The sequence below is a fragment of the Streptomyces sp. NPDC101151 genome, assembly GCF_044768335.1.
GTDB lineage: Bacteria > Actinomycetota > Actinomycetes > Streptomycetales > Streptomycetaceae > Streptomyces.
The window spans coordinates 290960-316068 of the sequence record NZ_JBIWPP010000005.1; the positions used below are offsets into that span (position 1 = coordinate 290960).

Sequence of the window (25109 nt, forward strand, 5' to 3'; positions counted from 1 at the left end):
GTGTGGTTCAGCCGATCTGCGCGTTCTTGGAGACGGTCACCTGGTCGATGTCGGAGGTCCGCACGGTCACGGCGATCTTCCAGTCGCCCGCCATGGGGATCTGCAATCCGGCCGCCGACCAGTGGCCGGTGGTGACGTGGTCGGGGGTCACCGGAAGCGGCCCGATCTTCTTGGCCGTGAGGGTGAAGGCGACCTTCACCTCGGGGACGTCGAAGGCGCGCCCGTTGGGCCGCTGTACGTAGACGTGCATCTCGTTGCCGCCCACGCGCGCGGGGTCGAGATCGATCCGGACCAGGCCCTTGCCGTCGGTGCCGCCGGTGTCGAAGGGCATGTCCAGGGTCAGCGCGCCGGACGAGGACGAGGCGGAGGAACTGGAGGACGACGAGGTGGCGGACTTGGCGTCCTGCTCGGTGCGGCCCGGCTCGGTCTGGGTCAGCCAGGTGGTGACGGCGAGCAGCACGACCGCGACGCCGGCCTCGGCGAGCACCGAGCGGCGCAGGCCGAAGCGGTTCGGGTCACCGTCCCGCAGCTGCTTCTGCCGGGCGGCGGCCACCGCGGCCCGCTGCCGGGCGAGCTGGGCGGCGCGCTTGCCGTCGCCGGAGGCGGCCCCCTTGCCGGCGCCGGTGCCCTTCGACGCGGAGACGTGCTCCTTCTCGGGCTGTTTCACCTTCTTGGCGGCGGTGACCGTGTCCGCGAGCCGTCCGGTCCAGCGCCGCGAGATCCACGCGATGCCCACCAGCAGCGCCACCAGCCCGATCTTGACCAGCAGCAGCTGCCCGTACCGGGTCTCGGTGAACGCCGACCAGGAGCCGAGCTGGCGCCAGGACTGGTAGGTGCCGGTGGCGACCACGACGAGGACTGCACCGAAGGCGAGGCGGGAGAAGCGGTGGACGGCGGCGGTCTCGACCGGGGTGTCGGCGGGCGCCCGGTACAGGGCGACCAGGAGGGCGGTGAGGCCGCCCAGCCAGGCGGCGACGGCCAGCAGATGGAGGACGTCGACGGGCATGGCGATGGCCGGCTGGAGCCCGGTGGAGGCGTGCTCGGCCATGGCCCAGCTCGCCGCGAGCCCGGCGGCCACGACCACCCCGCCGACGGCGAGCCCGAAGGTCAGATCCCGTTTCTCCTCGTCCTCACGCCGGTTGAAGGCACCGAAGAGGACGGCGATGAACAGCGCGGCGGCGGCGAGCAGCAGCAGCCGGGAGACCAGCGCGGCGCCGGTCTTGGTCTGCAGCACCTGGCCGAGCAGGTCCAGGTCGAAGACGTCGGCGAACTTCCCCGAGGAGGTGTAGGAGCCGCGCAGGAGCAGCAGCCACAGGGTCGCCGCGGTGAGCGCGAGCCAGCCGCCGACCACGAGCCGCTGCACGGCCCGTACGCCCGAGCCGCGCTGCCAGCAGGCCAGCACGAAGGCGGCGCCGCCGGCCAGCACGATGAAGCCGGCGTACGAGGCGTACCGGCCGAACGCGTAGAGCCAGCCGACGACTCCGCCGCCCGCGGCGGTCCCGACCCCGGAGACGACGGTCTGCGAGGGCGCGCCGATGGAGAAGGTGTAGGCGCCGGAGACGGGGTGGCTGTCCGCCGAGACGACCTGGTAGGCGACGGTGTAGGTGCCCTTGCCGAGGCCGCTCCTGAGCTTCACGGCGTACGTGGTCCCGCTGACGTTGGTCGGCGAGCCCACCTCGACCTTCTTGCCCTTGGGGTTGAGGACCTGCAGCGAGTCGTCGCTCATCGCCACCTTCTCGGAGAAGGTGAGCGACACCTGGGTGGGCGCCTTGTCGACCACCACCCCCTGTGCGGGGTCGCTGCCGGTCAGCGCGGCATGCGCGGAGGCCGGCCCGGCGCCCGCCAGCAGCGCGCCGGTGACGGCGAGGAGCAGCAGCACCAGGGTCCGCAGGCGGGGGGTGATGGTCCGGGTCAAGGTGGTCCCTCCCTCAGTGGCCGGTCGACGGGTTGTACGTGGCGGACTTCACCGGCATCTCGACGGTGACGGGCCCGGACTTGGCAAAGGTGAGTTTCAGGGTGACCTTCTGGCCCTGCGCCGGCTTGTGCTTCAGCTTCTCGAACATCAGATGGTTGCCACCGCTTTTGAACACGAGTTGACCATGTGCCGGGACGGCGAAGGAGTTCTGCTCCTCCATGGCCCCGCCGACGGTGCTGTGCATGGTGACCTGGCCGGCGACATCGCTGGTGACCGAGGTCAGCTCGTCCTTCACACCGCCCTTGTTGGTGATCGTCAGGAACCCGGCGGCCATGTCGGCGGAGACCGGCTGGGGCATGTAGGACGAACTCACCGACACCTCGGCCTCGGCGGAGCCGGAATCCGAGCCGGATCCGCAGCCCGTCAGGGCCAGGGCGCCGGCGAGCGCGGCCGCGGGCAGGAGCGCACGCCTCACGGGTTCGCTCCCTCGACGAGCTTGGGCAGGTCCTTGGTGTAGTCGTCGACCGTGGCGTCCTCGCCGTAGAGGACGTAACCCCCGTCGGTCTTCGGCGAGAACGCCATGACCTGGGTGCCGTGCACCGAGACGAGCTTGCCGTTCTTGTCCTTCGACGTCGGCTCGATCGAGATGCCGAGGGACCGGGCGCCGGCCTGGATGGTGGAGAAGTCACCGGTCAGACCGATGAACTGCGGGTCGATGCCCTTGAGCCACTTGGCCAGTTCGGCAGGGGTGTCGCGGTCGGGATCGGTGGTGACGAAGACGACCCTGAGGTCGTTCTGCTCGGCCTTGGGCAGCGCCTTCTTGGCGACGGCGATGTTGCTCATCGTCGTCGGGCAGATGTCGGGGCAGTGTGTGTAGCCGAAGTAGACCAGGGTCGGGTGGCCCTTGGTCTCGGCGCGCAGGTCGTACTTCTTGCCGTGCGTGTCGGTGAGGACCAGGTCCGGCTTCTCGAACGGCTGGTCGAGGATGGTCGCGGCCTTGCCCGAGTCGGTCTCCTCGGAGACCACGGCGACGGGCGACTTGCTGTCGTCACCGCTGCCGCAGGCGGAGAGGGTCAGGGCGGCGGCGGCGAGCAGCGCGGCCGCCGCGAACGTCTTCTTGCGCATAGAAAAATGTCCCAGATGTGAGAACTCCGGTGCGCACCGGGGGCGTACGACAGCGTCGCACGACCCCTGGTGCGCCCGCGGAACGGTGGGTCAGGCGGTGCGGCGGCGGCTCGCGAGGACGCCGTAGCCCACGCCCGCGACACCGATGACGATGCCGACCACGCCCAGCACGCGTGCGGTGGTGTCGCTGCCGCCGTTCGAGTCCTCGGCGGCGGCCGTCTTCTCGGACTTGGCGTCGCTCTTGTCGGAGGCGTCCTCGGCGGTCGAGCCGCCGTGGTGGTCGTCGGTGGCCGCGGACAGCTCCAGCACCGGGGCCGGCTTCTCGGGCTCCTCCTGGCCCTTCTGCTGCACCTCGATCCAGCGCACGACGTCCTTGTCGGAGTACGTCTGGATCGCCTTGAAGGTGAGCTGGTCGGCGTCCTCGGGCAGAGCGCCGAGCGAGAGCGGGAACTTCTGGAAGAAGCCGGGCTCGATGCCCTTGCCGTCGGCGGTCCAGGTGACCTTGGTGACGGCCTCGTCGATCTTCTCGCCGTGCATCTCGAGCGGCTTGTCGAGCTTGGACTTGGTGACCGTCACGTTCCAGCCGGGCACCGGCTGGGGCCTGACCGAGGCGATCGGGTGGTCGGCCGGGAGACTGACCTCGAGCTTGGTGGTCGAGGCGTCGTCGCGCTCGTTGGGGACCTTGAAGTCGACGACCGCATAACCGCCCTTGGCGGCCGGGCCCTCGGGCTGCACGGTGACGTGCGCGAAGGCCGGGGCGGACAGGGCGAGAACGGCCGAGCCGGCGACGACGGTGGCGGCGGCGATACGAGAAGCCTTCATGGCGGGGAGCACTCCACTCCGAGTAGGTCCGGTGGTGATCAGGAGTACGCGTGCGCGTGGCGGTACCACTCGCGGTGGCACCGTTCGATGTGCGCACGCGTGCGTGCCGCACGACGGCGGCCTCTCCTGTCCCGGCTTTCCGTCTCCGGCTCCGGTGGAGTGTGGTCGCGTCGCGTCAGGCGGCGAGAAGGAACGCGGCGGCGGGCGGGCCGCGCCGGATCACCGTGTGCTGGAGTGCGGTGGTGTGCGGGGCGGGCGCCTCGTCCCGGGCGGTACGACAGCCGCGCGGGCCGGGCTCGGGTGCGGGCAGCAGCCCGGCGCACAGGGCGTGCGCCAGTGCGAGCGCCCCGCGCAGGGATCGTACGAGCGCCCCCTCCGCGACTCCATGCGCCGACAGCTCGATCAGCCGCAGCAGGGCCAGATCGCCGCGGCGCAGCAGCCAGCCCACGGCGACGGCCGCGAGGACGTGGGCGAGAAGCATCGGCAGGGAGGGCAGCAGCGGTGCCGGGGAGCCGGCGGCGTCGCCCATGTGGTGCATGGCCGGCATGGTGCCCGCAGCCTGGCCCGAGGAGTCGATGAGGCGCGCGTCGAGCAGGAGCCGGTAGGCGTGCCCGGGGGTGAGCGCCGAGGGGCTCGACCCGCACACGAGCCGGGCGGCACGCTCGACGAGCGCGCCGTCGCTCAGCGAGCCGTCCGCCGGGCCCATCGGCATCGCGGCGGACGTCCCGTGCTGACCCAGCCCGAACAGCGTGTGCAGCACGGTCTGGCCGAGCGCGAGGAGCGCGGCGATGCCGGGCAGCGAGCGTTGCCGCCCGGCGAGCGGAGCCACGAGCAGCAGGGAGCCGAGGAAGCCCGCCCCGAGCGTCCACAGGGGCACCCGCGCGCAGGAGGCCAGCGTGTGCCCGGCCGCGGCCAGCACGACGCAGACCGCGGCGAACACCGCGGCCCGCAGGATCCGGAGCCCGGCTCCGGGGCGCGCCGTGCGCGGGTGGGGGGCAGTCATGGCGGGGTCATCATCGCACTGGCCTTGCCCGGTCCCTGCGGCAGGTCGCGGGATTCCGTCACGACGGGAGGACCGCCGCGACGACCGGAAGATCATCCTCCGCCGGAATTTCATGCCCTCATACACCGATTCCTCCCGGGACGCATCGCCTGTATGGGCGGAGTCACGTCAACGGTGCGCTTACGGGTGCGTACGGGCGGCAATAGGTAACGGTATGTCGAGCCGCGGCCAGGAGGCTGGAGCATGAGCATCTGGTGGTCTCTCCATCTGCGACGCGAGGCCGCGAGCGTTCCGCTCGCCCGGCGGCTGCTGATCGGCACGATGGAGACGGCGGGCGTCGACCCGGACGTCTCCTACGACCTGTCCGTCGCCCTCAGCGAGGCCTGCGCGAACGCGGTCGAGCACGGCGGGGACGTCACGGGCGGCGGCCGCTCGGAGGCCTACCGGGTGACCGCCTACCTCGACGGCGAGACCTGCCGGATCGAAGTGGCCGATTCCGGACCCGGGGTCGTGCGCGCCCAGGACATCAGACCCGCTCGCACGGATGCCGAGCACGGCCGCGGGCTGTGTCTGATCCGGGAACTCGCCGATCACGTGCATATCGGAGCCAAGCCGGGCCGGGGCGGGACGGTGGTGAGCTTCGACAAGATCCTCAAATGGAAGAAAGATCCTTCCCTGCTTACGGCATGACGAGCGCTCTGACCGGCCCGCGCGGCTAGGGTGCGCGCATGTATAGCGATCATCTGGAAATGAAACACGAGGAAATAGCGGGCGGAGTGACACTGCGCCCCCTTGCCGCGGCCGACGCATTCACACTCGCCTGTGCCTATACCGAGAACCGCAAACACCTCGAACCGTGGGAGCCGGACAGGCCGGAGTCCTTCTTCACCGCGGAGGGCCAGAAGGAGCGCATCGACGGGCTGTTGCGGCAGTTCACGGAGGGTGGGGTGGTGCCCTGGGTGTTGGCGGCTCCGGGCGGCCGCATCGTGGGGGCGATCACTTTGTCCGGGATTTCCCGGGGCCCTTTCTGCAGTTCCTATCTCGGCTACTGGGTCGCCGCCGACCAGCAGAACAAGGGCCTGGCGAGCTCCGCGGTGGAGCAGGTCTGCCGTATCGCCCGGGACACGATCGGACTGCACCGCATCGAGGCGTCCACACTGACCGAGAACACCGGCTCCCAACGGGTGCTGGTGAAATGCGGATTCGAACCGATCGGGCTCGCTCCCCGTTATCTGCACATCAACGGGAAATGGCGGGACTGTCGGCTCTTCCAGCGTGTGCTGCACGATCACGCGCCCGTTGCGTGACGGTGCGATTCCGGCCTTCTTGCCGGGGGTAGCGGCCTTCACCGCTTTTTCCGGGACGTGCCCGCTGTTCCTGGACGCGTTGCCGGTCAGCCCGCGAACACCCCCTCCGTGACCGTCCGGTCGGCACGGTCGGCACGGTCGGCGGCCCGGCGGGCCGCCGGCCCCATCGCGCAGGCCGCCACCGGCATCAACGCGCCCGGCAGCAGCCGGCCCGGCGTGCCCCAGCCCGTCAGCAGCGAGGTCACCACCAGCGGGCCCAGGGTGCGGGCCACCGTGACGCCCGTGCCGAAGAAGCCCTGGCACTCGCCCATCCGGTCGGCCGGGCCAGGTCGAAGGACAGCTGCCACGAGCCCGCCGACTGCTGCATCTCCGCGACGACCCGCAGCACCGAGCCGACCACCAGGATCACGGCCGCGGACCATGCGGACCGGCCCGCCGTTCGGCGTCGCCTGCAGCCGCGCCGGCAGTCCCGTCCGCTCACCGGCCGGCACCGGCCCCGCCAGCAGTGCCCCGTCTCAGGTGTCGAGGACCTTCGCCAGCACCTCCAGCGCCTCCGGATAGGCCCGCTCCCGAGGGGTGCCGTAGCCGACCACCAGGCCTTGCGGCCGCCCCTCGCCGGGCGTGTGCCAATGGCTTCCCAGGTGGCCGACGGCGAGCCCCTCCGCCTCGGCGCGGACCAGGACCTCGGCCTCGTCGGGTACGTCGATCAGCGCGTGCAGCCCGGCCGCGATGCCGCGCACGCTCCGCCGCGCCCCCAGCCGGTCCAGCAACTGGTCCCGGCGGCGCCGGTACCGCAGCCGGCACGCGCGCACGTGCCGGTCGTAGGCGTGGCTGTCGATCAGTTCGGCGAGTGCCAGCTGCCCGATGGTCTCGGTGTGATGGTCACTGTGCAGCTTGGCGTCGGCGACCGCGTCGGCGAGCTGCGGGGGCAGCACCATCCAGCCGAGCCGCAGCGCGGGTCCGAGGGTCTTGGAGGCGGTGCCCAGGTAGACCACCTGGCCCGGGGCCATGCCCTGCAACGCGCCTACCGGCTGGCGGTCGTAGCGGAACTCGCCGTCGTAGTCGTCCTCGATGATGACCCCGCCCCGCGCGCGTGCCCAGTCGGTGAGCGCGCGGCGCCGCTCGGGATGCAGGGTCACCCCGGTCGGGTACTGGTGGGCCGGAGTGACCACCACGGCGGCCGCCTCGCCCAGTTCCCCGGGCCGGACCCCGCGCTCGTCCACCCCGACCGGCAGCACGGTCCCGCCGTTGCGCCGCACCACGTCCCGGTGGAAGGGCAGCCCCGGGTCCTCCATGGCGATCGAGGCGCCGTCCAGCACGCGCGTGAGAAGCGCGAGTCCCTGGATGTACCCGGAGGTGATCACGATCCGCTCCGGCGGCGCGAGCACCCCGCGCGCACGCCCCAGGTAGCCCGACAGCGCGGTGCGCAGTTCGATCCGGCCGCGCGGGTCGCCGTAGTCGTACGCCAGTGAGGGCGCCGTCGCTATGGCACGGCGCAGCGCGCGCAGCCAGGCCGCCGCGGGGAACGCGCCCACGTCGGGGCTGCCCGGCCGGAGGTCGAAACGCGGCGCACGCGCGTGGGCCGCCGTTCCGGGCTTCTCCTCCTGCACGGCGGGCAGCTCGGCGACCTGGGTGCCGGATCCCTGCCGCGCGGTCAGATAGCCCTCGGCGACGAGCTGGTCGTACGCCGCCTTCGCGGTGCCGCGCGAGACGCCGAGTTCCGTCGCGAGCCGCCGGGTGGCCGGCAGCCGGGTGCCGGGTGCGAGCCGCCCGTCGCGTACGGCGTCCCTGAGCGCCCGCTCCAGACCGACCCGGCGGCCGTCCGCCGCGTCGGGTTCGAGATGCAGGTCCACACCCACACCGGACCAGAAGTCGTCCACGAAAACCCTCCCCCTAGGCACGTGAAGCCCTCGCACGTGTACGGACACGCCGATGGCCGGGCACCTTCCGGGTGCCCGGCCATCAGTGTCCTATCAGCCCTTCAGGGCTGCCATCCACGCCTCGACCTCGTCGGAGCGGCGCGGCAGGCCCGCCGAGAGGTTCCGGTTGCCGTCCTCGGTGACCAGGATGTCGTCCTCGATACGGACGCCGATGCCCCGGTACTCCTCGGGGACCGTCAGGTCGTCGGCCTGGAAGTACAGGCCGGGCTCGACGGTGAGAACCATGCCCGGCTCCAGCGTGCCCTCGACGTACGTCTCGGTCCGCGCGGCCGCGCAGTCGTGGACGTCCATGCCGAGCATGTGGCCGGTGCCGTGCAGCGTCCAGCGGCGCTGCAGACCCAGCTCCAGGACGCGCTCCAGCGGGCCCTCGACCAGGCCCCACTCGACGAGCCTCTCGGCGAGCACGCGCTGGGCGGCGTCGTGGAAGTCGCGGTACTTGGCGCCCGGCTGCACGGCCGCGATACCGGCCTCCTGGGCCTCGTACACGGCGTCGTAGATCTTCTTCTGAAGCTCCGTGTACGTGCCGTTGATCGGCAGCGTCCGCGTGATGTCGGCGGTGTACAGCGTGGTCGTCTCCACGCCCGCGTCCAGCAGGAGCAGGTCGCCGGAGCGGACGGGGCCGTCGTTGCGCACCCAGTGCAGCGTGCAGGCGTGCGGGCCGGCCGCGCAGATGGAGCCGTAGCCGATGTCGTTGCCCTCCACACGCGCGCGGAGGAAGAACGTGCCCTCGATGTAGCGCTCGCTGGTCGCCTCGGCCTTGTCGAGGACCTTGACGACGTCCTCGAAGCCGCGGGCGGTCGAGTCGCAGGCCTTCTGCAGCTCGCCGATCTCGAACTCGTCCTTGATCAGCCGCGCCTCGGAGAGGAAGACCCGCAGCTCCTCGTCACGCTCGGCGGTGACCTTGTCGGTCAGGGCGGCCTCGATGCCGGCGTCGTGGCCGCGGACCACCCGGACCGGGCCGGTGGCCTCGCGCAGCCGGTCGGCCAGCTCGCGCACGTCGGCGGCCGGGATGCCGTACAGCGCCTCCGACTCGGTGAGGGAGTGGCGGCGGCCGACCCACAGCTCGCCCTGGCCGGAGAGCCAGAACTCGCCGTTCTCGCGGTCCGAGCGCGGCAGGAGGTAGATCGTCTCCTGGTGGCCCTCGGTGGTGGGCTCCAGGACGAGGACGCCGTCCTCGGTCTGGTTGCCGGTGAGGTAGGCGTACTCGACCGAGGCGCGGAAGGAGTACTCCGTGTCGTTCGAGCGGGTCTTCAGGTTGCCCGCGGGGACGACGAGACGCTCGCCCGGGAAGCGCGCGGAGAGCGCGGCACGGCGCCGGGCGGTCTCGGCGGCCTGGGGGACCGGCTGCAGGTCCCGCAGCTCGGTGTCGGCCCACCCGGACTTCATGTTCTCGGCCAGCTCGTCGGAGACGCCCGGGTACAGGCCGTTCTTCCGCTGCTTGATGGGCTCCTCGGACTCGGCTTCCGGGCCCTCCGCGGTGGCGGCGGAATCGAAAACGGCCGGGTTGAGCTCGTCGGACACGTGATCCTCCTCGGTACGGCGTGTGATCTCCCCCGGGCCCGCGACGCTCACGCTTGTGGCCGAGCGGAGGGACCTCCATCATCGTACGGGCGTACGGAAAGCGGCCCAGGGCCGGAAGATCTGTTATGCCCGGCCATGCCAGAGGACGCGTGCGGCCTCAGTCGAAGCGGGCCGCGAGCAGGACCACGTCCTCCCCGCTGTCCGCCGTGTCCATGCCGTCCGGCAGAACCGTGCGCAGCACGTGGTCGGCGACGGCCCCGGGGTCACGGCGCAGCGTGCGCGGGACGCTCGCGGCGGCCGCGTGCAGCCGGGCGAACGCACGGTCCATGGGGTCGCCGGTACGGTGCAGCAGCCCGTCGGTGTAGAGCAGCAAGGTCTCCCCGGCCTCCGCCTGGATCTCCACGCTCGGCGCCTCCCAGCAGGCGAGCATGCCGAGCGGTGCGGAGACGGAGGTCTCGGCGAACTCGGTGCGCCGCTCGCCGATCAGCAGGGGCGGGCTGTGCCCGGCGCCGGCCAGGGTGATCTTGCGCAGGACCGGTTCGCAGTAGGCGAACAGGGCGGTGGCCGAGCGCGCGGGCTCGGTCAGCCGCAGCAGCAGCTCCAGGTCGGACAGGACGGCGACCGGGTCCTCGCCCTCCATCACGGCGTAGGCCCGCAGGGAGGCGCGCAGCCGGCCCATGGCGGCGACCGCGCTCGGCCCGGAGCCGGTGACCGAGCCGACGGAGAGGCCCAGCGCCGCGTCGGGCAGCGGCAGCGCGTCGTACCAGTCGCCGCCGCCGCGCGGGCCGGTGCGGTGCCGGGCGGCGAGCTGGACGCCGGCCACCCGCGGCAGCCGGGACGGGAGCAGCTCCTCGGTGATGGTCGTCATGGACGCGCGCGTGCGCTCCACTTCCACCAGCCGTGCGAGGTGCTCGGCGGCGTGGCGGACGTACAGGCCGACGAGGTGGCGGCGGTGTTCGTCCGGCTCGGCGGGCTCGTCGTACAGCCACACGGCGGCGCCGAGGCGGCCGGCGGACTCGGTGGACAGCGGGAGGGCGTAGCTGGCGGCGTAGCCGAGGCGGGCGGCCACCTCGCGGTGGCGGGGGTCGAGGCCGTCCTCGGCGAGCAGGTCGGCGTGCACGATCTCGGCGCCCGCGCCGGGGCCCTGGTCGAGGAGAGTGCCGTAGGGCAGCGACCCGGGCGGCACGGTCTCCATGTGGCCGAGGTCGGCGCGGCCGAGACCGAGGCCGATGGTGGTACGGGGGCCGAGTCCGTCGCCGGGTTCCAGGACGACCAGGCCGCGGCGGGCGCCGACGAGGGCGGATCCGGCGCGCAGCAGCTCCTCGAGAGCGGGCTCGAGTGCGTTCGTCCGGGACAGGCGTTCGGTGAGCTCGTGGAGGGTCGTGAGGTCCGAGACCCAGGCGGCCAGCCGGTCCTGGAGCAGGGTGCCGGGGGCGGGGGCACTCGTGACGGGAAGTGCGCTGTCCGGGGAGGGGGCGGCGCCCGGGGCGGGGGGCGTGGGCGCGACAGTGTGTGCGGGCGTGGGGACCGCCGGATCGATTCCAGCCACTTTCGGAGGGTGGGGGGCGTTCATGGCGTCCGGCCTTCAGACCGGTGCGTATTGCTCAAAAGCATCGCAAACCCCCATGTCATTCTGCGCCGCTAGCAGTGTCTCCACATGTACACGCACTCGTAAGGGGATGTCCAGCATTGTCCTGCAGGGATTCCTGGTGTCCATGGGTCTGATGTGGGTTTCTTTCGAAACCCTTGCCTTACTGCCAAGTTGGCTGAAAACTGCCTCGGGTAACGGTTCATTGCGGTCGACTGGGCCTGCTCCACGGAGCGTCACAGCGGTCGTGATGGGTACGTACTCGGAGAAGGCCAGGGGTGGTTGGGGGCCACCCGGAACCTGGCGACGGACCCGGGCGTCATAGCCACCGACGGCCGAGCCCCATCCTCCCGTGGCGGAGGCGAAGAGACATACGCGCGACGCGAAAACGCCAGACTTCGCCACCCCCGCGCCGCACCCGTGCTTTTGATAGACGCACTATGGACGCGGCCAACGCTCGACCCCCTGGGGTTCCCCTTGCCGTGCGCAGGGATGTGATGCGCCAACAGGTACGCACAGTGAAGTGATCGACACATGGTGTGATGTGGTCCACGGTGTTGCCAGCGGTGCAACGGAAAGGAACGAGCGCTCATGCGCGAGATCCTCGGAAGGCGACGCAGGCTCCTGTCCAGGCGGAAAGGCGGGAGGCTCGAGCTGATCAGCGCGGCCCTGACCTTCGCGACGGAATGGCAGTGGCCCGTACTCCCGGGCGTGGCCCCGGACCCGCAGGGCCGGGCCCGCTGCGCCTGCCCCGACCCCGAGTGCACGGTGCCCGGTGCGCATCCCTTCGAGCCCGGCCTGCTCGCCGCCACCACCGACGGCCGCATGGTGCGCTGGTGGTGGACCAACCGGCCGGGCGCGCCGATCGTCCTGGCCACCGGCGGCACGGCGCCCTGCGCGGTCAGCCTGCCGGCGCTCGCGGCGGCCCGCGCCCTCGACCTGCTCGACCGGCGCGGCATGCGCCTCGGCCCGGTGATCGCCTCGCCGACCCGCTGGGCGGTGCTCGTCAAGCCGTACTCCATGGAGCAGCTCGGCGAACTGCTCTACGCCAAGGACTTCGTGCCCGGCTCCCTGCGCTTCCACGGCGAGGGCGGCTATCTCGCCCTGCCGCCCTCCGAGACCGGCCAGGGTGCCGTCCGCTGGGAGCGTGCCCCGCTGCCCGGCTCGGCCTCGCCCTGGGTGCCGGACGTGGAGGCCGTGGTGGACGCCGTGGTCGACGCCCTCACTCGTACGGGTGTGAGCGCACCCGAGTTGTAGGGGTGTCGGGCGCGGCCGACGCCTGATGTCCGCCTTTGGTCGTTATCTTCCGCTACATGCTGCGTAATTCTGGGGGCCATGGCACTGAATCGCCGCACCGCGGCGGGCCGGACCCCCGAAGGCTCCGTCTCCTTGCCCTCGTGGGCGTCGTGGTGGCCGCGGTCGTGCTGCCGCTGGCCGTGGCGTCCGCGGGGCAGGTGGGCGACTCCGCGGGACGCTCGGCAACGGACGGCCGGGCCGCCGGACGCCCGTCGTCCTCGCCGACTCCGCCTGCCCCGGCCTCCGACGACGACGCGAAGATGCCCTCCGTCGGCCCCACACGCTCCCCGCTGCTGCTCGGGCTGGGCGTGGCCACCGCCGCGCGCTGCGGACCGGAGCTGTCCTCCCCCGACGGCGTCGAGGCGCAGACCTGTGTGCTGACGCAGGGTGAGGACACCTGGGCCCGTACCTACTACCGCAACGCCACCGGCGAGGCTGTGGACGCCGTGCTGAGTCTGATGGGGCCGGGCGGCCGGACGGTGCAGATGCACTGCCCCGCGGGCGCCGACGACGAGCCCGCAACCTGTGAGACGCCCCGCGAACGCACCCGGGGCGCGCTGGACGGCTATACGGCCGTCACCGAGTTCGCCGCCCGCGGGGCAACCGGACTGCTGCTGCGCTCGGGCAGCAACTCCGAGGAGACAAAGGGGAGTTGACGCTCCGCGACGTGCTGTACACCGTGCGCGGACATGGAAAGACCCGGTTGCTGGCGACGGGGGATGCACCAGCAACCGGGCTACTGGAACGGTAACAAGAGATCGGCGGTTCGCAAATTCGATCTCGGCTATTCGGACACCGATTTGCCTGTCACGACGGGGAGTTGTGACAGGAGTCACCTGTTTCGGTGCCCTCCTCACGGCTGACCGGTCGGTCAGCCGTGAGCCGTGTCCGGGCGGTGTCTCAGCTGAGCGTGACCTGCCGGTTGGTCAGCCCGCCGCGCGCCCGGCGCTCGTCGGCCGTGAGCGGCTCGGTGACGGCGAGGGTCGTGGCGAGCCGCTCGGCGAACTCGGCGGCCGGCTTCTCCACGTCCTCGGCCGTGACCCCGCTCGGCAGGTCCCAGACCGGAACGGTCAGGCCGTGAGCACGGAAGGAGCCCACCAGCCGGGTGCCCTCGCCGAGGCTGGAACGGCCCGCCGCGTGCAGCCGGGCGAGCGCGTCCAGAAGCAGTTCCTCCGGATGCGGCATGACCCAGCGCAGGTGGTTCTTCTCGGGGGTCTCGCACCAGTACGCGGCGTCCACGCCGGACAGCTTCACGGTCGGGATGGCGGCGGCGTTGGCCCGCTCCAGGGAGGCGGCCACGTCCGGGGTGGCGTTCTCCGCGTCCGGCACCCAGAACTCGAAGCCGCTGTGCACAACTGGCTCGAAGGCGCCTTCCGGGTCGAGCAGGTCCTGCAGCCGCGGACCCTCGGTGGGCGCGCGGCGGCCCTCCACCGGCGTACCGGGCGCGGCTTCCAGCGCGCGCTGGAGGGTGTCGGCGAGGTCGCGGCTGATGTCGCCGGAGGGCGTGTCGTTCTGCAGGCCGAGCAGGACCGCGCCGTCGTCGCGGCGCAGCGCGGGCCAGGCCATCGGCAGCACCGTGGCGAGCGTGACCGACGGGACGCCCTCGGGCAGGCCGTCCTTCAGGGGCAGTTCCACCGTGGCGGCCGGAACCAGCTCGCGCAGCGCCACCCAGTCGCACTCACCCGGCAGCCCCTCGAACGGACGGTGCACCAGCTCGGTCGCGGCATGCGCGGCGGCCCGGCCGTGGCACGCCTTGTAGCGCCGGCCGCTGCCGCAGGGGCAGGGCTCGCGGGCGCCGACAACCGGGATCTCTCCGTCCGTGATCTGCGGCTTGGCCTTTGTCTGGGGTCGCTTCTTGGCCATCGTGGGGTCTCCCGGTTACGGCTTGTCTCGTACGGGCGGGAGCCTAGCCGTTCGCGCCCCTGACGACGGGAACCTGTGGACAACGGACGCGTGGGCGAGGCCGAGGGGGTGAACCTGGGGACAACTCCCCTGTCCCGCGCGGCCCGAGCGGTGCGGGTCCGCACATGCCGCCGCGCGCTCAGTCCAGGTCTTCGAAGGCGTCCGCGAAGTCGAGTTCGGCCATGGCCTGAACTCCGGCGGTGGTGACGCGCGTAGCGAAACCGCCGCGGTGGCACCCGGCGTCCGGATCGTGCACGTCCTCGTTGACCACGACCCAGACCGTCACTTCGCCGTGGATGTCGTCCCGGACGCCCCAGTCGTCGGCGAGGGCCGTGATGATGTTCAGCCCGCGGCCGCCGTGCGCGGTGACCGACGGGGTGGCCGGAGCCGGGCGGGTCGGGCCGCCGCCGTCCGTCACCTCCACGGTGAGCCGCCCGCGCGGGTCCACCCGCCAAGCGGCGCGCACATCCCCGTCCCCGACCGGAGCGTCGCCCAGCGGCCGCCCGTGCTTGCAGGCGTTGCTCAACAATTCGGACAGGATCAGTACGGCGTCGTCGATGACCGTTTCCGATACGCCACCACTGCGCAACTGCGCACGCATCCGGTGTCGCGCCTTCCCCACGCCCGCAGGGCCATGGGGAACGGCCATGCTCGACGACGTGGGCACCTCCTGTGCCACCACCAACGCCACCCCCGAGACCTCCTTTGCCCCACGCCACGGTGTGGATGCCCCATTGGCCTGTACCGGAAACCGGCCAATCCTCTTCCGGTGACGCATTCGCAACGACCGCCTACGGAACGAATGCGCCGGAGCACTCCCGGTGACGGTCCTGTCGTCGGGTGGCTGGATTTCATTGGTGTGGCCGAGAAGGGAGAATGCTCGACCCCGGCGGCCGGGTCAAGGGATCTGCACGGGTGCTTACCCGGCTCTTGGGCTCCGCTTCCCCGGGCTCAGCGGCCCAGTCGGTCCAGTACCGCGCGCGGGCGGTTGGTGATGATGGCGTCGATGCCCAGGTCGACGCAGAGGTCGACGTCCTCGGGCTCGTTCACGGTCCAGACGTGGACCTGGTGGCCGGCCCGCTTCAGCCGCTCCACATACGCCGGGTGATTGCGCACGATGCGGATCGAGGGGCCCGCGATGCCCACCCCCGCCGGCAGCCGTCCGTCACGCAGCCGGGGCGAGACGAACTGCATCAGGTAGACCGTCGGCAGCGTCGGCGCGGCGGCACGCACGCGGTGCAGCGAGCGCGCCGAGAAACTCATGATCCGTACCGGCGACTCGGCGGGCGCGGCCGGGGCGTCCAGTCCGAAGCGCTTCAGCAGGACCAGCAGCCGCTCCTCCACCTGTCCGGCCCAGCGTGTGGGGTGCTTGGTCTCGATGGCCAGTTCCACCCGCCGTCCGGCGTCCGCGACCAGCTCCAGCAGCCGCTCGAGGGTGAGTACGGAGGTGTCCGCCGGGTCCTCCGGCCGGTGCACCCAGTCCGGCTCCTCGTCGCGTCCGCGCCAGGCCTCGCGCGTCTTCCGGGAGCCGAAGTCCAGGGCGGCGAGATCGGCCAGCTCCAGGGCGGAGACCGCCCCGCGGCCGTTGGAGGTGCGGTTCACCCGGCGGTCGTGGACGCACACCAGGTGGCCGTCCGCGGTCAGTCGTACGTCGCACTCCAGGGCGTCCGCCCCGTCCTCGATCGCTTTCTTGTACGCGGCCAGGGTGTGCTCGGGCGCGTCCTCGGACGCCCCCCGGTGGGCGACGACCTGGACGGGGTGCTGTGGTGCGTGGGTCACCGCGTCATGGTGCCACCGACACGGGGTGCACCGGGCGGCGCGGGTGCGTCCGTGCGGCGAACGGGGGCATCCACCCTGATCGTCTATGTGAGGTTTGCTGGAAAAGTCCTATATAAAGAATGGCCCTGGACCCACAGCCACCGCTTATGGTGCTCTGACGGCCCATGGGAAAAGCTGACTGCATACAACAGGAACACGGAACCATGCACAGCTGTATCGCGCCGGGCCCACGCTTCACGGGCGAAAAACGTGCACGCCGCGACAAGCGTGACGAGCATGAGCGAGTGTGACCGAGTGCGACCGAGGACAACTGCCGTGGATCGAGGAGAAGAGCTGTGAGCACCGAGAACGAGGGCAACGCGGTACCCCCGGCCCCGTCCGCACCTCCCGTGCCGGTGGCCTCTCCCACTGCTTCCCCGCAGGACTCAGCGCCTGACGGGAATGCGCCGACGGCGCCGCTTCCGCCCGTGCCGCAGGGCGCCCCCGGCGCACCGGAGCAGGGCATGGCACCCATGGCGCAAGCCCCTGCGGGCCCGCCCGAGGCGATGCACGCCTCCGGCCCCGCCCCTGACGCCCACCAGCCCTACGGCGGCCCGGCACCCGAGGGCTCCTGGCCGCCCCCGCCGCCGGCCACGCCCTCCTACGCGGACGGCTCCGATGGCGCGGGTGCCGGCTGGGGAGCGTCGTACCAGCAGCCCGCCCCCAAGCCCCGCAGCGGGCGCGGCGGGCTGGTCGCCGCGGTCCTGGTGGCCGCGCTGGTCGCCGGCGGCCTGGGTGGCGGCCTCGGCTACACCCTGGCCAAGGACAACGACAGCAGCGGCTCCACCACCGTCTCCGCCTCCGACAGCAGCGCCTCGCAGGTCAAGCGCGCCCCCGGCACGATCGCCGGTGTGGCCGCCAGGGCGCTGCCCAGCACGGTGACCATCGAGGCGGAGAGCACCAGCGGCGAGGGCGGCACGGGTACCGGATTCGTGTTCGACACCCAGGGCCACATCGTCACCAACAACCACGTGGTTGCCGAGGCCGTCGACGGCGGCAAGCTGACCGCGACCTTCCCCAGCGGCAAGAAGTACGACGCCGAGGTCGTCGGCCACGCCCAGGGGTACGACGTCGCCGTCATCAAGCTCAAGGACGCGCCCTCGGACCTCAAGCCCCTCGCCCTCGGCGACTCGGACAAGGTGGCCGTGGGCGACGAGACCATCGCCATCGGCGCCCCCTTCGGGCTGTCCAACACGGTCACCACCGGCATCATCAGCGCCAAGAACCGCCCGGTGGCCTCCAGCGACGGCAGCTCCTCCAGCAAGGCGTCCTACATGAGCGCCCTGCAGACCGACGCGTCCATCAACCCCGGCAACTCGGGCGGCCCGTTGCTCAACGCCTCCGGCGCGGTCATCGGCATCAACTCGGCGATCCAGTCCAGCAGCAGCGGCGGCTTCGGCTCCGGCCAGTCCGGTTCGATCGGCCTCGGCTTCGCGATCCCGATCAACCAGGCCAAGTACGTCGCCCAGCAGCTGATCAAGACCGGCAAGCCGGTGTACGCCAAGATCGGCGCGTCCGTCTCCCTGGAGGACTCCACGGACGGCGCGAAGATCACCGACCAGGGCGCGGCCGGCGCCGCCGCGGTCGAGTCGGACGGCCCGGCCGCCGACGCCGGCCTCAAGCCCGGGGACGTCATCATCAAGCTCGACGACAACGTGATCGACAGCGGTCCGACCCTGATCGGCGAGATCTGGACCCACAAGCCCGGTGACAAGGTCAAGGTCACCTACAAGCGGGGCGGCCAGGAACACACGGTGGACCTGACCCTCGGCTCCCGGAGCGGCGACAGCTGACCGCTCGGCGACACGGACAGGGGCGCCTCTCGGGGAGGGGCGCTCCTTCCATGTGTTCCTTGTGCTGCTCGCGGGAAGTGCCGGCGGGCCGGCACAAGATCCGGCGACGACCGCTCCCGACCGGACCACGGCCCACGACCCGCCGCGCTCCCGGTACGCTGTACCCGCTCCGGCCCGGGTGGGCGGAGCCGAGGTGGGTTGCCCGAGCGGCCTAAGGGAACGGTCTTGAAAAACGTGAGAGCGCGACGGCGTTCCCGTGGGTTCGGATTGCAGCGCCTCCACAGGTCATAGACGTGCTGGTCAGAAGGGGCACCCGTCTCTGAGGGGTACCCCTTCTGCGTTGTCTGTCTCACCTTGACGCAGCTCTGTCGCGTTGTCGATCAACGTGTGTGGACCAGGCGTGGACCACGGTCCATAGCGATCAACTATGGGCTTCAGGGCGCGGTGGTGTCTGCTGCTGCTACCTGAGCGAAGGTGCTGTAGTCGGTGGTCCTGGTGATCAGGACCAATTCCATGTCGCCAGCGGTGAATCGATCGGTGTAGTAGCGACCAGCGAGTGCGGTGGGGGTTCTACCTGCCAGGCTCAACCGGCACGCACCAGTGTGCCGAGGGCTGCGTTGCTGGTGAGCCACCTGTGGGATGTTCTCGTAAAGAAATCGCAGTTCAGAGATACCTGATCCGTCCGTCTTATCGACGGTCGCATTGCTAGAGCGGGAGCTGCTCTCAGCAGTGCGCAGCGTGGCGTGCAGGCTCCAGTAGGACTGCTCGACTGTGAGGTAGGCCCGTATGGGTCCCCGGTTGCCGCCGGCAGGGATATGGCTTTCGGTGCTTGGGGTCAGCGTCGTGCGCCAAGTGCCATCCAGGCGCGGGTGCCCGGTGAGTCTGTGAACACCGGGCCAACGCCAGGCCCACTTGTCGAAGACCAGAACCAGGTAGCCCAGGACTGTAGGCACGTAGGCAAAGGCGTACTTCAACTCTTGGTTAGGGCGTAGGCCCAGCAGATAGAGCAGGACGCCATAGATGGTGGAGGCGGCTGCTGCGCCCCAACGTATGGACCGAGCTGGTGAAGTCATCGACATTCATCCGTAGTTGAGGTAGTGCCATGCCGCATTGAGGAGTCTGCGGGCGTCGTCCGTCTTCCACTTCTGGCCGCTCTGGAAGAGCTTCTTGATCTCGTTAGGTTCGACCAACGCGTCAGGGTGTCCCCACCAGAAGCTGAACTGTTGGCGCAGGTGGCTCAGGGCTCGCTCGAAGGCCGTGTCGAGGGAACCATGCGTGAGCACCGAATCGGGGACGTTGTAGATCAGACACTCCATGAAGTAGGACGGGAGGTCTTCGATCTCGCCAAGCTGGACCAGGTCGTTCTCAATCGCCTTCAGCGCGCGGACAGCGAACTTGTAACGGTGATTGGTCCGCTTGTTCTTCTCTCTGCCGTTGATCAGCTGCTGGTGGGACCAGTTGACGATGTGCTTGCCGTCCTTCGTGAAGACGACCGTGCCCTGGGCTGCAGGATGGCCCCAGCCGGGCTGGCGAATGTACGTGAAGCACGGGACAACGTCTGTGCTGGGACGGCTGCCGGGAACATCTGGTACGTAGAAAGCGACGTTGTGTGTTGCGTCTACAGCACTGGAGACCCCCTTCAGCGCCACCCCAAGCTCCTGCCGGAATACCTCGGGTGTCCACGGACCCGCGTACCTGTTGGGAGACAGGGCCAGCTCCCAGTAGTTCATCCCGCTCGCTGAGGAGCCCTGGTAGGCGCGCTGGGTGAACTCCACTTTGATGTCGACGTCGCTGTCGCTACTCACGTTCGTGTTGTTTGCCCAGGAACCCTTGGCCTCGACGCTGAGACCGAGGCCAGCGAACGGAGGGTGTTGCTGCACCGCGCGGGTGACCATGCGGCGTGCGCGTTCAAGGCGCTGCTCCTCTGCCGCGCTCGGCGGGCTCTTCCAACGGGCCAATTTGGCGACTCGTTCGTCAGGTGAGAGTTGCATGGTCCCCTCCTCCAGTACTGGCAGTTGGACCTGGCGCACAGTCGCGGTCCTAGCCCGCGCGCAGGCTATGCCCCAGCACTGACAGTTGGGCGGGGATGGACATCAACACGTGGTGCCTCTCACGGAGAGGCTGCCCTTCTGCATCGGCTCGTCTCACCTTGATCCGCTCTGGCACAACTTGGATCAACTTCTACAGACCAGGCATGGACTACCTGTTGAGGCCGCTGCAGCGCTTGCTTGATTGGGCCGACTGCTCCTGATGGCAGGCGCTATGCGACCTTGCCGCCGATGAGCCCCACGATCGCCCCGAAGCCCATCATGTAGGTCGTGGAACACGCCTCCACAGCGGCTTTGACCTGCTCGGAGTTGTCGCCGAATGCTGCCAACAGCACATTCAAGATCAGCGCCAGGGTCGTCAGCACAGCCACGGTGGAGAAGATCAGCTTGAAACGGGGCGTCAGGTCAGAATTTTCCTCAAGCATTCGGGGACTCTCTTGATCGGGTTCATGCGATCGCGCCCGCTTGAGGCTGGGATTTTTGTTCTCCATGCCCTCGTATACTGCCCGCATGGGACATTGGTCCGAAGGTCTTGAGGATGAGGCTGCGCAGCTGATCGGAGGGAACCCGGACCGCCGTGTACTCAGAGAGTTACTTGTCCAGGCCGGCCGCGAGATCGACGCTCTGTCCGGCCGTAGTTTCCATCCGGTACGCCGGAAGACCTCCCTTTTCGAGCCCAACGGTTTGCCTTTCGTGGACATCCCTGACCTGCAGGCCGGCTCAATGGAGCCTGTGGCAGGGGTATGGGAGGTCCCTGACCCGACGAACGCTGAGATCAGCACCGTCCTGCAGGTCTCACCCCTCGCTGACCCTGTCCCGAGTGCCGCACCTACCGCGGATGCACTCTGGATCGCCGGCCAACTAGTCGCTCATGCATCGCAGGCGGGGCGCCTCTCGGGTGACTACGTCCTTCACTGGCTAGGCACGTCAACGAACCACGAGCAGCGGAAAGAGCTGTTTCGCCGTGTTATGGATCCTGCTCTTCGGTACTACGTTCCGATCCTCGGAGTCCCCGTCAACGGGTGGTGGATCCAAATTGCTCGCCGCCTCATTTGGGTGACCAGCGAGACTGAGGACGATGGCCGACTTGTCGAGCTGTTGTTGAACGAGGCAATGGCTGGCGGAGAGGTCCCGCCGCTCGCGGCTGTCGAAGCCATCCTGGTCGTAGTTCCAATAACGCGGCAGCCAGCCGAGTGGGCATTTACTGCGCGCCTCTGGACCGATCAGGTCCAGCGTCCCTCCAGCCGGCCGTGGAGTCGGATTGCCAAGGCTATCCATGGCCACGGTATACCGACCATCACCCTTGACCCCCTCTCGACCCCGTACGAGATCGCGTGCCAGGTAGTCCTGAAGGGCTATTGGCACAGCTACATCACGGGTGACGAACCGGCACTGGCGAACGCTGTTGCTATGGCGTACCCGCTGCAGGTTGACCGTATCCAGCGTCAGACCCATGCCCCGGACAGGATTTCCGCTGCAGCGACGCTGCTCGAACAGCTGATCCGCCCCGGCTTCGACCCGGCCCGGGGCGCAGAAGCGACTCGGCGGTACGTGCGCCGCAAGGCGAGTATCGCGGTAATGCAGTACCGAAAGAATGTGGCACCAGATCGGTACCCGTGGACCCAAGTTGGCATCAGTGAGCGCCGCTACTACAAACTCCTGCCGATGTTCGCCCAGAAGGTCAACGGTCGTTACGACTACGACTACAACGACGTGGTGGCACGTATGAAGGTCTATCTGGACGAAGGAGACAGGAAACAAACCATACGAGCAGCTGCCCTCGAAGTCCTCCGAGAACACGGCTTCGGCGAAGAAGCCGCACGCAAATGGCTACAACGGCATCCGCCCGAGGAGGCTGTAGATGCGTGGCCGCGCGGCCGACGCCCGTAGCCCTGCTCATGAGCCCGCAGACCCTGGAGATCAGCTACTCAGATTCGTCCAGTGCGCGCTCGATCTGCTCATTCGCCCGCTGCTGGTTGCGGTGGATCGCCTTGGCATAGAAGCGGAACAGAACTGCGATGCTGTGGCCAGCCCGCCGCGCGACCTCAGCCGGGGAGACTCCGGACTCAAGCCAGAGTGAGACGCCCGCGTGACGCAGGGAGTACGGCACGTCAGCCAGGGGGGAGGCCGCTTCAGATTCGGTCAGCACCGCGAGTCGAGCCGCCTTCCAAGCCTCCCCGTACTCCTTGGACAGCAGGCCGCCACCCTGGGCCGCGCGGAACAGCCGGCCGTCTTCAGCGGTACCGGACTCCTTGATGTGCTCGCGGACCAGGCGCACGAGGACGGGGGGAATCGGCACACGCCGGGTCGCCTTGCGGGCCCGCTTCTTCAGGCCGCGTGTATCGAACGACTCGCCCGTGTCGGTCCACCCGGAGCCGACGCGGGGCGTGCTCGTGGACAGCAGCACTTCTCCCCAGCCCTCTTCGGGCAAGGTGAAATTTTCTTCCCGGAGATTGGCCGCCTCCCCAGGACGGTTGGCCGCGTAGTAGAGGCAGCCGAAGAACGCCATCAGGTGGCATCCGCGTGCCCCCTGCTCGCCTACGGCGTCGATCAGTGCCTTCGCCAGCCTGGGGCCGGGGACGAACCGAAAGTCGATCTCGTCGTCAGTTTCGGGCGGGGTCCAGTCGACCTTGTCGAGCGGCAGGGTCGCCAGCAACTCCCGTTCCACCGCGTACCGAAGGCAGTTGCTGAAGACCGTTCGCTTGCGATTCACCGTGTTCTCGGCAGCGGCCGTGCCGTCTTGCTTCAGCTTCAGAGCGTCGAGCGCCGTACGCACCACCGAGGGCGTATTGAGCGCGGTGATGTCGACGGACTTCCGGCTGATCCAATCCAGCGCTGACACGATTTCGGCGGGCGGCTCCCCGACGTCGATACGGGGCTTCAGCGTCCCGTCGTCGCCGAGGACGAAGCGGTAGACCCACGAGTAGAGGGCGATGCGGAGGACCTTCGGAGCCGGAGCCCCACGGTTGTCCTTGACCAGCTTCGGCGTGATGGTGGCCAGCGTGTCAGCGATGCTTGCGCGGTGCTTGGCCGAGGCACCGGGCCACTTCATCTCCGCATAGGCGCGTGTGTGTGCGTACCACGTGGTGGAGTTGAGCGCCTGCACCTCTGAGACGGGCAGGCCGGTTTCCGTGTCGAACTGCTCGCGGTTGCGCAGGGCGGCCAGCAGCTCCGAGCGACGACCGTCGGCCTGAGCCTTGATCTTGTAGCTCTTGGAGAAGGGGCGGGGGCCGACCCGCCAGCGGAGCTGATAGGCCGCCACACGGTTGGACCGCTTGCGGATGCCCCAGATCTGCACGTCGTAGGTCAGCACGCTTCCTGCACCTCGCAGGAGTCGAACCAGGCATCGAGGTCGGCCCGGCGTATGCGGATCTGACCGTTGGGGAGCTTCAGGTGCCTGGGAGCCTGGCCCCGAGCGCGCATGCGGTAGAAAGCGGCGCGGGACACCCCGATCTCGGCAAGCGCCTCCCCCAGCTTCAGCGTCTGCCTGTTGAGCTTGGTCGCAGTGGTCACAGCCAGGGTTCTCCTTCGGACTTGATGCGTTCGGCGTGGGCGATGTCGCTGCGGACCTGGGCGGCTAGGAGTTCTTCGCCGGGGCGGTAGCCGCTGGCGAGGTAGGTCCAGGAGGAGGCGGTGAACAGGGTGGTGGTCTCGTCGGGGGTCGGGAGGCCGGCGCGGGCGCGGGCGGCTTCGGCCTGGGCGAGGCGCCAGGCGCGGCGTACGTCGCGGAGTGCGCCGAGGGTGGTGGAGTAGGCGCGGGATTTCGTGGAGAAGTGGCCGCGGAAGCCGAGCATGTGGGCCCACTTCCAGAGCTTGAGTTCGGCGAACTCCGGCAGGTGGCCGAGGGCCCAGGCGGTGCGGATCATCTGGCGTACGTGTTGCTGGATAGGCAGGGCTTTGATGGGTTCGGCCTGTCCGGTGCCGTGGCAGTTGGTGCAGCCGACGGCGAGGGGGGCGGTGCCGCGTACGTAGCCGCGTCCCTGGCAGGGGCGGCAAATGAGTGTGCGGTCCACGGTGCCCGCGCCTTCGGCGTTCTTGGTGGCGTACTTGGCGATGTATCCGGCGACCTTGGTGTCTGTGTACTCGGCAACCCTGGCGTCGGTGAGTTCGCCGTCGCCCAGGGCGGTGATGGGGTCGACCTTGTACTGGCCGCCCCAGGCGATGACGCGTTCGCCGATGAAGTCCGACTCGATGGTGAGCCGGGCGCGCTTGACCGCGAGGCCGACAGCGATGTGGAGGGCATCGAAGGTGGCCCAGGCCGGGGGCGCGGTGGTGTGGCCGTCGGGGCCGTCGAAGCGGATCACAGCGTGGAAGTGGACCAGGCCACGCTTTTGGTACTCGGCGACCTTGGCGAAGGAGACGCGCAGCGCGGCGTTCAGCGCCTTCTGCGTCATGCCGAGGTGTTCGGCCAGGGCGCGGCGCAGGTAGGTGGTGAAGCGTGCCCAGAGCTGCCCGGCGTGGGCGTTCCAGAGCACGGCGCCGGTGTAGTCGTAGGTGGCCGGGTTCAGCGGGGTCCCGAGTTCCGACGCGTCTTCGGCGTGAGTGTCGCCGCAGGCGCAGGGGCGGGACTTGCCCGCACTGGTGGTGGGGCGGTTGTGGACGGGGCCGAAGGAGGGGGCGGTGAGGGTGACGAAGGCGCGGGGGTGGTCGCGGACGGTTTCGGCGACGTTCTTGCCGCCGGACAGTCCGGCCTTGATCAGGTGGTAGGTGTCGGCGGCGTAGACGCGGGAGCAGGAGGGACAGCGGGAGGCACGGCGGTTGCCACAGGTGGTCAGCAGCCGTCCGGACGGTTCGTCCTCGGAGCGGTAGGAGCGGACCACTTCCTTGGTGGCCGGGTCGGCTGTGATGGTGAAGCCGTGGAGGTTAACGGGGCTGGTGCAGCCGCGCAGGTCGTAGACCTGCTGCTGTACGCGGTCGAAGTCGTGGGTGTTGGCCAGTTCGATCAGGTCCCGCAGGCCGGGGCTGACGACGTGCCGTAGGTCGAGGGGGCGGCGCATGGGTGGCGGGGTCTCCTTCCGGGCGCGAGGGTGG

24 protein-coding genes are annotated in these 25109 nt (G+C 69.8%); 6 read left to right on the top strand and 18 right to left on the bottom strand.

Annotated elements, in window-relative coordinates:
* Nucleotides 1-7: 7 nt before the first annotated feature.
* The 5 genes from ACIRU3_RS12190 to ACIRU3_RS12210 all read right to left on the bottom strand — a co-directional run bounded on the left by ACIRU3_RS12190 (nt 8) and on the right by ACIRU3_RS12210 (nt 4865).
* Complete coding sequence (locus ACIRU3_RS12190; RefSeq protein ID WP_404055135.1) at nt 8-1915, bottom strand: copper resistance CopC/CopD family protein; 1908 nt, start codon at nt 1913-1915, stop codon at nt 8-10.
* A 13-nt stretch (nt 1916-1928) separates the two neighbouring features.
* A complete protein-coding gene (locus ACIRU3_RS12195; RefSeq protein ID WP_404055138.1) occupies nt 1929-2390 on the bottom strand; it encodes a copper chaperone PCu(A)C in 462 nt (153 codons plus the stop codon).
* Complete coding sequence (locus tag ACIRU3_RS12200) at nt 2387-3040, bottom strand: SCO family protein (RefSeq protein WP_404055141.1); 654 nt, start codon at nt 3038-3040, stop codon at nt 2387-2389. The genes ACIRU3_RS12195 and ACIRU3_RS12200 overlap by 4 nt, the downstream gene beginning before the upstream one ends.
* Before the next feature lie 90 nt (nt 3041-3130).
* Entirely contained in the window at nt 3131-3862 is a 732-nt protein-coding gene (locus tag ACIRU3_RS12205) for a YcnI family protein (protein ID WP_404055144.1), read from the bottom strand.
* Between the two features lie 175 nt (nt 3863-4037).
* On the bottom strand, nt 4038-4865 hold the full coding sequence (locus ACIRU3_RS12210) for a hypothetical protein (protein ID WP_404055147.1): 828 nt from the start codon (nt 4863-4865) through the stop codon (nt 4038-4040).
* Between the two features lie 243 nt (nt 4866-5108).
* Here ACIRU3_RS12210 and ACIRU3_RS12215 point away from each other — a divergent pair, with 243 nt between their 5' ends.
* Both ACIRU3_RS12215 and ACIRU3_RS12220 read left to right on the top strand, forming a co-directional pair.
* The gene (locus tag ACIRU3_RS12215; protein WP_404055150.1) at nt 5109-5555 is read left to right on the top strand and encodes an ATP-binding protein; all 447 of its coding nucleotides are present in this window, start codon (nt 5109-5111) and stop codon (nt 5553-5555) included.
* 59 nt (nt 5556-5614) lie between these two features.
* The gene (locus ACIRU3_RS12220; RefSeq protein ID WP_404055153.1) at nt 5615-6172 is read left to right on the top strand and encodes a GNAT family N-acetyltransferase; all 558 of its coding nucleotides are present in this window, start codon (nt 5615-5617) and stop codon (nt 6170-6172) included.
* Between the two features lie 86 nt (nt 6173-6258).
* On the opposite strand, the gene ACIRU3_RS12225 is transcribed toward ACIRU3_RS12220, so the two are convergent.
* The 4 genes from ACIRU3_RS12225 to ACIRU3_RS12240 all read right to left on the bottom strand — a co-directional run bounded on the left by ACIRU3_RS12225 (nt 6259) and on the right by ACIRU3_RS12240 (nt 11206).
* Nucleotides 6259-6519, bottom strand: a complete 261-nt coding sequence (locus tag ACIRU3_RS12225) for a hypothetical protein (RefSeq protein ID WP_404055156.1) — start codon at nt 6517-6519, stop codon at nt 6259-6261.
* A 168-nt stretch (nt 6520-6687) separates the two neighbouring features.
* Nucleotides 6688-8052 carry a PLP-dependent aminotransferase family protein gene (locus ACIRU3_RS12230; RefSeq protein WP_404055158.1) on the bottom strand — a complete coding sequence of 455 codons (1365 nt, stop codon included), beginning with the start codon at nt 8050-8052 and terminating at the stop codon, nt 6688-6690.
* Between the two features lie 93 nt (nt 8053-8145).
* Nucleotides 8146-9633, bottom strand: coding sequence for an aminopeptidase P family protein (locus tag ACIRU3_RS12235; protein ID WP_404055160.1), 1488 nt, complete (start codon nt 9631-9633; stop codon nt 8146-8148).
* A gap of 157 nt (nt 9634-9790) precedes the next feature.
* Nucleotides 9791-11206 carry a PP2C family protein-serine/threonine phosphatase gene (locus tag ACIRU3_RS12240; RefSeq protein WP_404055162.1) on the bottom strand — a complete coding sequence of 472 codons (1416 nt, stop codon included), beginning with the start codon at nt 11204-11206 and terminating at the stop codon, nt 9791-9793.
* A 606-nt stretch (nt 11207-11812) separates the two neighbouring features.
* Between ACIRU3_RS12240 and ACIRU3_RS12245 the strand changes: the two genes are divergently transcribed.
* Both ACIRU3_RS12245 and ACIRU3_RS12250 read left to right on the top strand, forming a co-directional pair.
* Nucleotides 11813-12478 carry a bifunctional DNA primase/polymerase gene (locus ACIRU3_RS12245; RefSeq protein WP_404055164.1) on the top strand — a complete coding sequence of 222 codons (666 nt, stop codon included), beginning with the start codon at nt 11813-11815 and terminating at the stop codon, nt 12476-12478.
* A 56-nt stretch (nt 12479-12534) separates the two neighbouring features.
* Entirely contained in the window at nt 12535-13173 is a 639-nt protein-coding gene (locus tag ACIRU3_RS12250; RefSeq protein WP_404055166.1) for a hypothetical protein, read from the top strand.
* Nucleotides 13174-13417: 244 nt separating this feature from the next.
* Here the strand turns inward: ACIRU3_RS12250 and ACIRU3_RS12255 are convergent, their stop codons facing one another.
* From ACIRU3_RS12255 to ACIRU3_RS12265, 3 genes are all read right to left on the bottom strand, one after another.
* On the bottom strand, nt 13418-14380 hold the full coding sequence (locus tag ACIRU3_RS12255; RefSeq protein WP_404055168.1) for a DUF5926 family protein: 963 nt from the start codon (nt 14378-14380) through the stop codon (nt 13418-13420).
* Nucleotides 14381-14558: 178 nt separating this feature from the next.
* Nucleotides 14559-15197 carry an ATP-binding protein gene (locus tag ACIRU3_RS12260; RefSeq protein WP_404055170.1) on the bottom strand — a complete coding sequence of 213 codons (639 nt, stop codon included), beginning with the start codon at nt 15195-15197 and terminating at the stop codon, nt 14559-14561.
* Nucleotides 15198-15370: 173 nt separating this feature from the next.
* Complete coding sequence (locus tag ACIRU3_RS12265) at nt 15371-16198, bottom strand: glycerophosphodiester phosphodiesterase (RefSeq protein WP_404055172.1); 828 nt, start codon at nt 16196-16198, stop codon at nt 15371-15373.
* Nucleotides 16199-16533: 335 nt separating this feature from the next.
* Between ACIRU3_RS12265 and ACIRU3_RS12270 the strand changes: the two genes are divergently transcribed.
* A complete protein-coding gene (locus tag ACIRU3_RS12270) occupies nt 16534-18030 on the top strand; it encodes a trypsin-like peptidase domain-containing protein (RefSeq protein WP_404055174.1) in 1497 nt (498 codons plus the stop codon).
* Nucleotides 18031-18464: 434 nt separating this feature from the next.
* Here ACIRU3_RS12270 and ACIRU3_RS12275 read toward each other — a convergent pair whose 3' ends face one another.
* From ACIRU3_RS12275 to ACIRU3_RS12285, 3 genes are all read right to left on the bottom strand, one after another.
* On the bottom strand, nt 18465-19103 hold the full coding sequence (locus tag ACIRU3_RS12275) for a hypothetical protein (RefSeq protein ID WP_404055176.1): 639 nt from the start codon (nt 19101-19103) through the stop codon (nt 18465-18467).
* A gap of 6 nt (nt 19104-19109) precedes the next feature.
* Nucleotides 19110-20021 carry a hypothetical protein gene (locus ACIRU3_RS12280; RefSeq protein WP_404055178.1) on the bottom strand — a complete coding sequence of 304 codons (912 nt, stop codon included), beginning with the start codon at nt 20019-20021 and terminating at the stop codon, nt 19110-19112.
* 269 nt (nt 20022-20290) lie between these two features.
* Nucleotides 20291-20569 carry a hypothetical protein gene (locus tag ACIRU3_RS12285; protein WP_404055180.1) on the bottom strand — a complete coding sequence of 93 codons (279 nt, stop codon included), beginning with the start codon at nt 20567-20569 and terminating at the stop codon, nt 20291-20293.
* A gap of 19 nt (nt 20570-20588) precedes the next feature.
* On the opposite strand from ACIRU3_RS12285, the gene ACIRU3_RS12290 reads away from it, so the two are divergent.
* Nucleotides 20589-21968, top strand: coding sequence for a hypothetical protein (locus ACIRU3_RS12290; protein WP_404055182.1), 1380 nt, complete (start codon nt 20589-20591; stop codon nt 21966-21968).
* A gap of 34 nt (nt 21969-22002) precedes the next feature.
* Here the strand turns inward: ACIRU3_RS12290 and ACIRU3_RS12295 are convergent, their stop codons facing one another.
* Genes ACIRU3_RS12295 through ACIRU3_RS12305 form a run of 3 tightly spaced genes read right to left on the bottom strand, consistent with a single transcriptional unit; the run spans nt 22003 to nt 25075 of the window.
* Nucleotides 22003-23391 (bottom strand): tyrosine-type recombinase/integrase, encoded by a 1389-nt coding sequence (locus ACIRU3_RS12295; protein ID WP_404055184.1) that lies wholly within the window; start codon nt 23389-23391, stop codon nt 22003-22005.
* Nucleotides 23385-23597 carry a helix-turn-helix transcriptional regulator gene (locus ACIRU3_RS12300; protein WP_404055497.1) on the bottom strand — a complete coding sequence of 71 codons (213 nt, stop codon included), beginning with the start codon at nt 23595-23597 and terminating at the stop codon, nt 23385-23387. Before ACIRU3_RS12300 ends, ACIRU3_RS12295 begins: the two co-directional genes overlap by 7 nt.
* Nucleotides 23588-25075 carry a replication initiator gene (locus ACIRU3_RS12305; RefSeq protein WP_404055186.1) on the bottom strand — a complete coding sequence of 496 codons (1488 nt, stop codon included), beginning with the start codon at nt 25073-25075 and terminating at the stop codon, nt 23588-23590. The genes ACIRU3_RS12300 and ACIRU3_RS12305 overlap by 10 nt, the downstream gene beginning before the upstream one ends.
* Between the last annotated feature and the right edge of the window lie 34 nt (nt 25076-25109).

Bases quoted from the DNA above. Each gene is read 5' to 3' on its own strand.
- ACIRU3_RS12260 (WP_404055170.1), bottom strand. From the start codon at position 15,197: ATGCGTCACCGGAAGAGGATTGGCCGGTTTCCGGTACAGGCCAATGGG.
- ACIRU3_RS12200 (WP_404055141.1), bottom strand. From the start codon at position 3,040: ATGCGCAAGAAGACGTTCGCGGCGGCCGCGCTGCTCGCCGCCGCCGCC.
- ACIRU3_RS12280 (WP_404055178.1), bottom strand. From the start codon at position 20,021: ATGCAACTCTCACCTGACGAACGAGTCGCCAAATTGGCCCGTTGGAAG.
- ACIRU3_RS12215 (WP_404055150.1), top strand. From the start codon at position 5,109: ATGAGCATCTGGTGGTCTCTCCATCTGCGACGCGAGGCCGCGAGCGTT.
- ACIRU3_RS12210 (WP_404055147.1), bottom strand. From the start codon at position 4,865: ATGACTGCCCCCCACCCGCGCACGGCGCGCCCCGGAGCCGGGCTCCGG.
- ACIRU3_RS12305 (WP_404055186.1), bottom strand. From the start codon at position 25,075: ATGCGCCGCCCCCTCGACCTACGGCACGTCGTCAGCCCCGGCCTGCGG.
- ACIRU3_RS12240 (WP_404055162.1), bottom strand. From the start codon at position 11,206: ATGAACGCCCCCCACCCTCCGAAAGTGGCTGGAATCGATCCGGCGGTC.
- ACIRU3_RS12255 (WP_404055168.1), bottom strand. From the start codon at position 14,380: ATGGCCAAGAAGCGACCCCAGACAAAGGCCAAGCCGCAGATCACGGAC.
- ACIRU3_RS12290 (WP_404055182.1), top strand. From the start codon at position 20,589: ATGGGACATTGGTCCGAAGGTCTTGAGGATGAGGCTGCGCAGCTGATC.
- ACIRU3_RS12285 (WP_404055180.1), bottom strand. From the start codon at position 20,569: ATGGAGAACAAAAATCCCAGCCTCAAGCGGGCGCGATCGCATGAACCC.
- ACIRU3_RS12245 (WP_404055164.1), top strand. From the start codon at position 11,813: ATGCGCGAGATCCTCGGAAGGCGACGCAGGCTCCTGTCCAGGCGGAAA.
- ACIRU3_RS12205 (WP_404055144.1), bottom strand. From the start codon at position 3,862: ATGAAGGCTTCTCGTATCGCCGCCGCCACCGTCGTCGCCGGCTCGGCC.
- ACIRU3_RS12275 (WP_404055176.1), bottom strand. From the start codon at position 19,103: ATGACTTCACCAGCTCGGTCCATACGTTGGGGCGCAGCAGCCGCCTCC.
- ACIRU3_RS12250 (WP_404055166.1), top strand. From the start codon at position 12,535: ATGCTGCGTAATTCTGGGGGCCATGGCACTGAATCGCCGCACCGCGGC.
- ACIRU3_RS12220 (WP_404055153.1), top strand. From the start codon at position 5,615: ATGAAACACGAGGAAATAGCGGGCGGAGTGACACTGCGCCCCCTTGCC.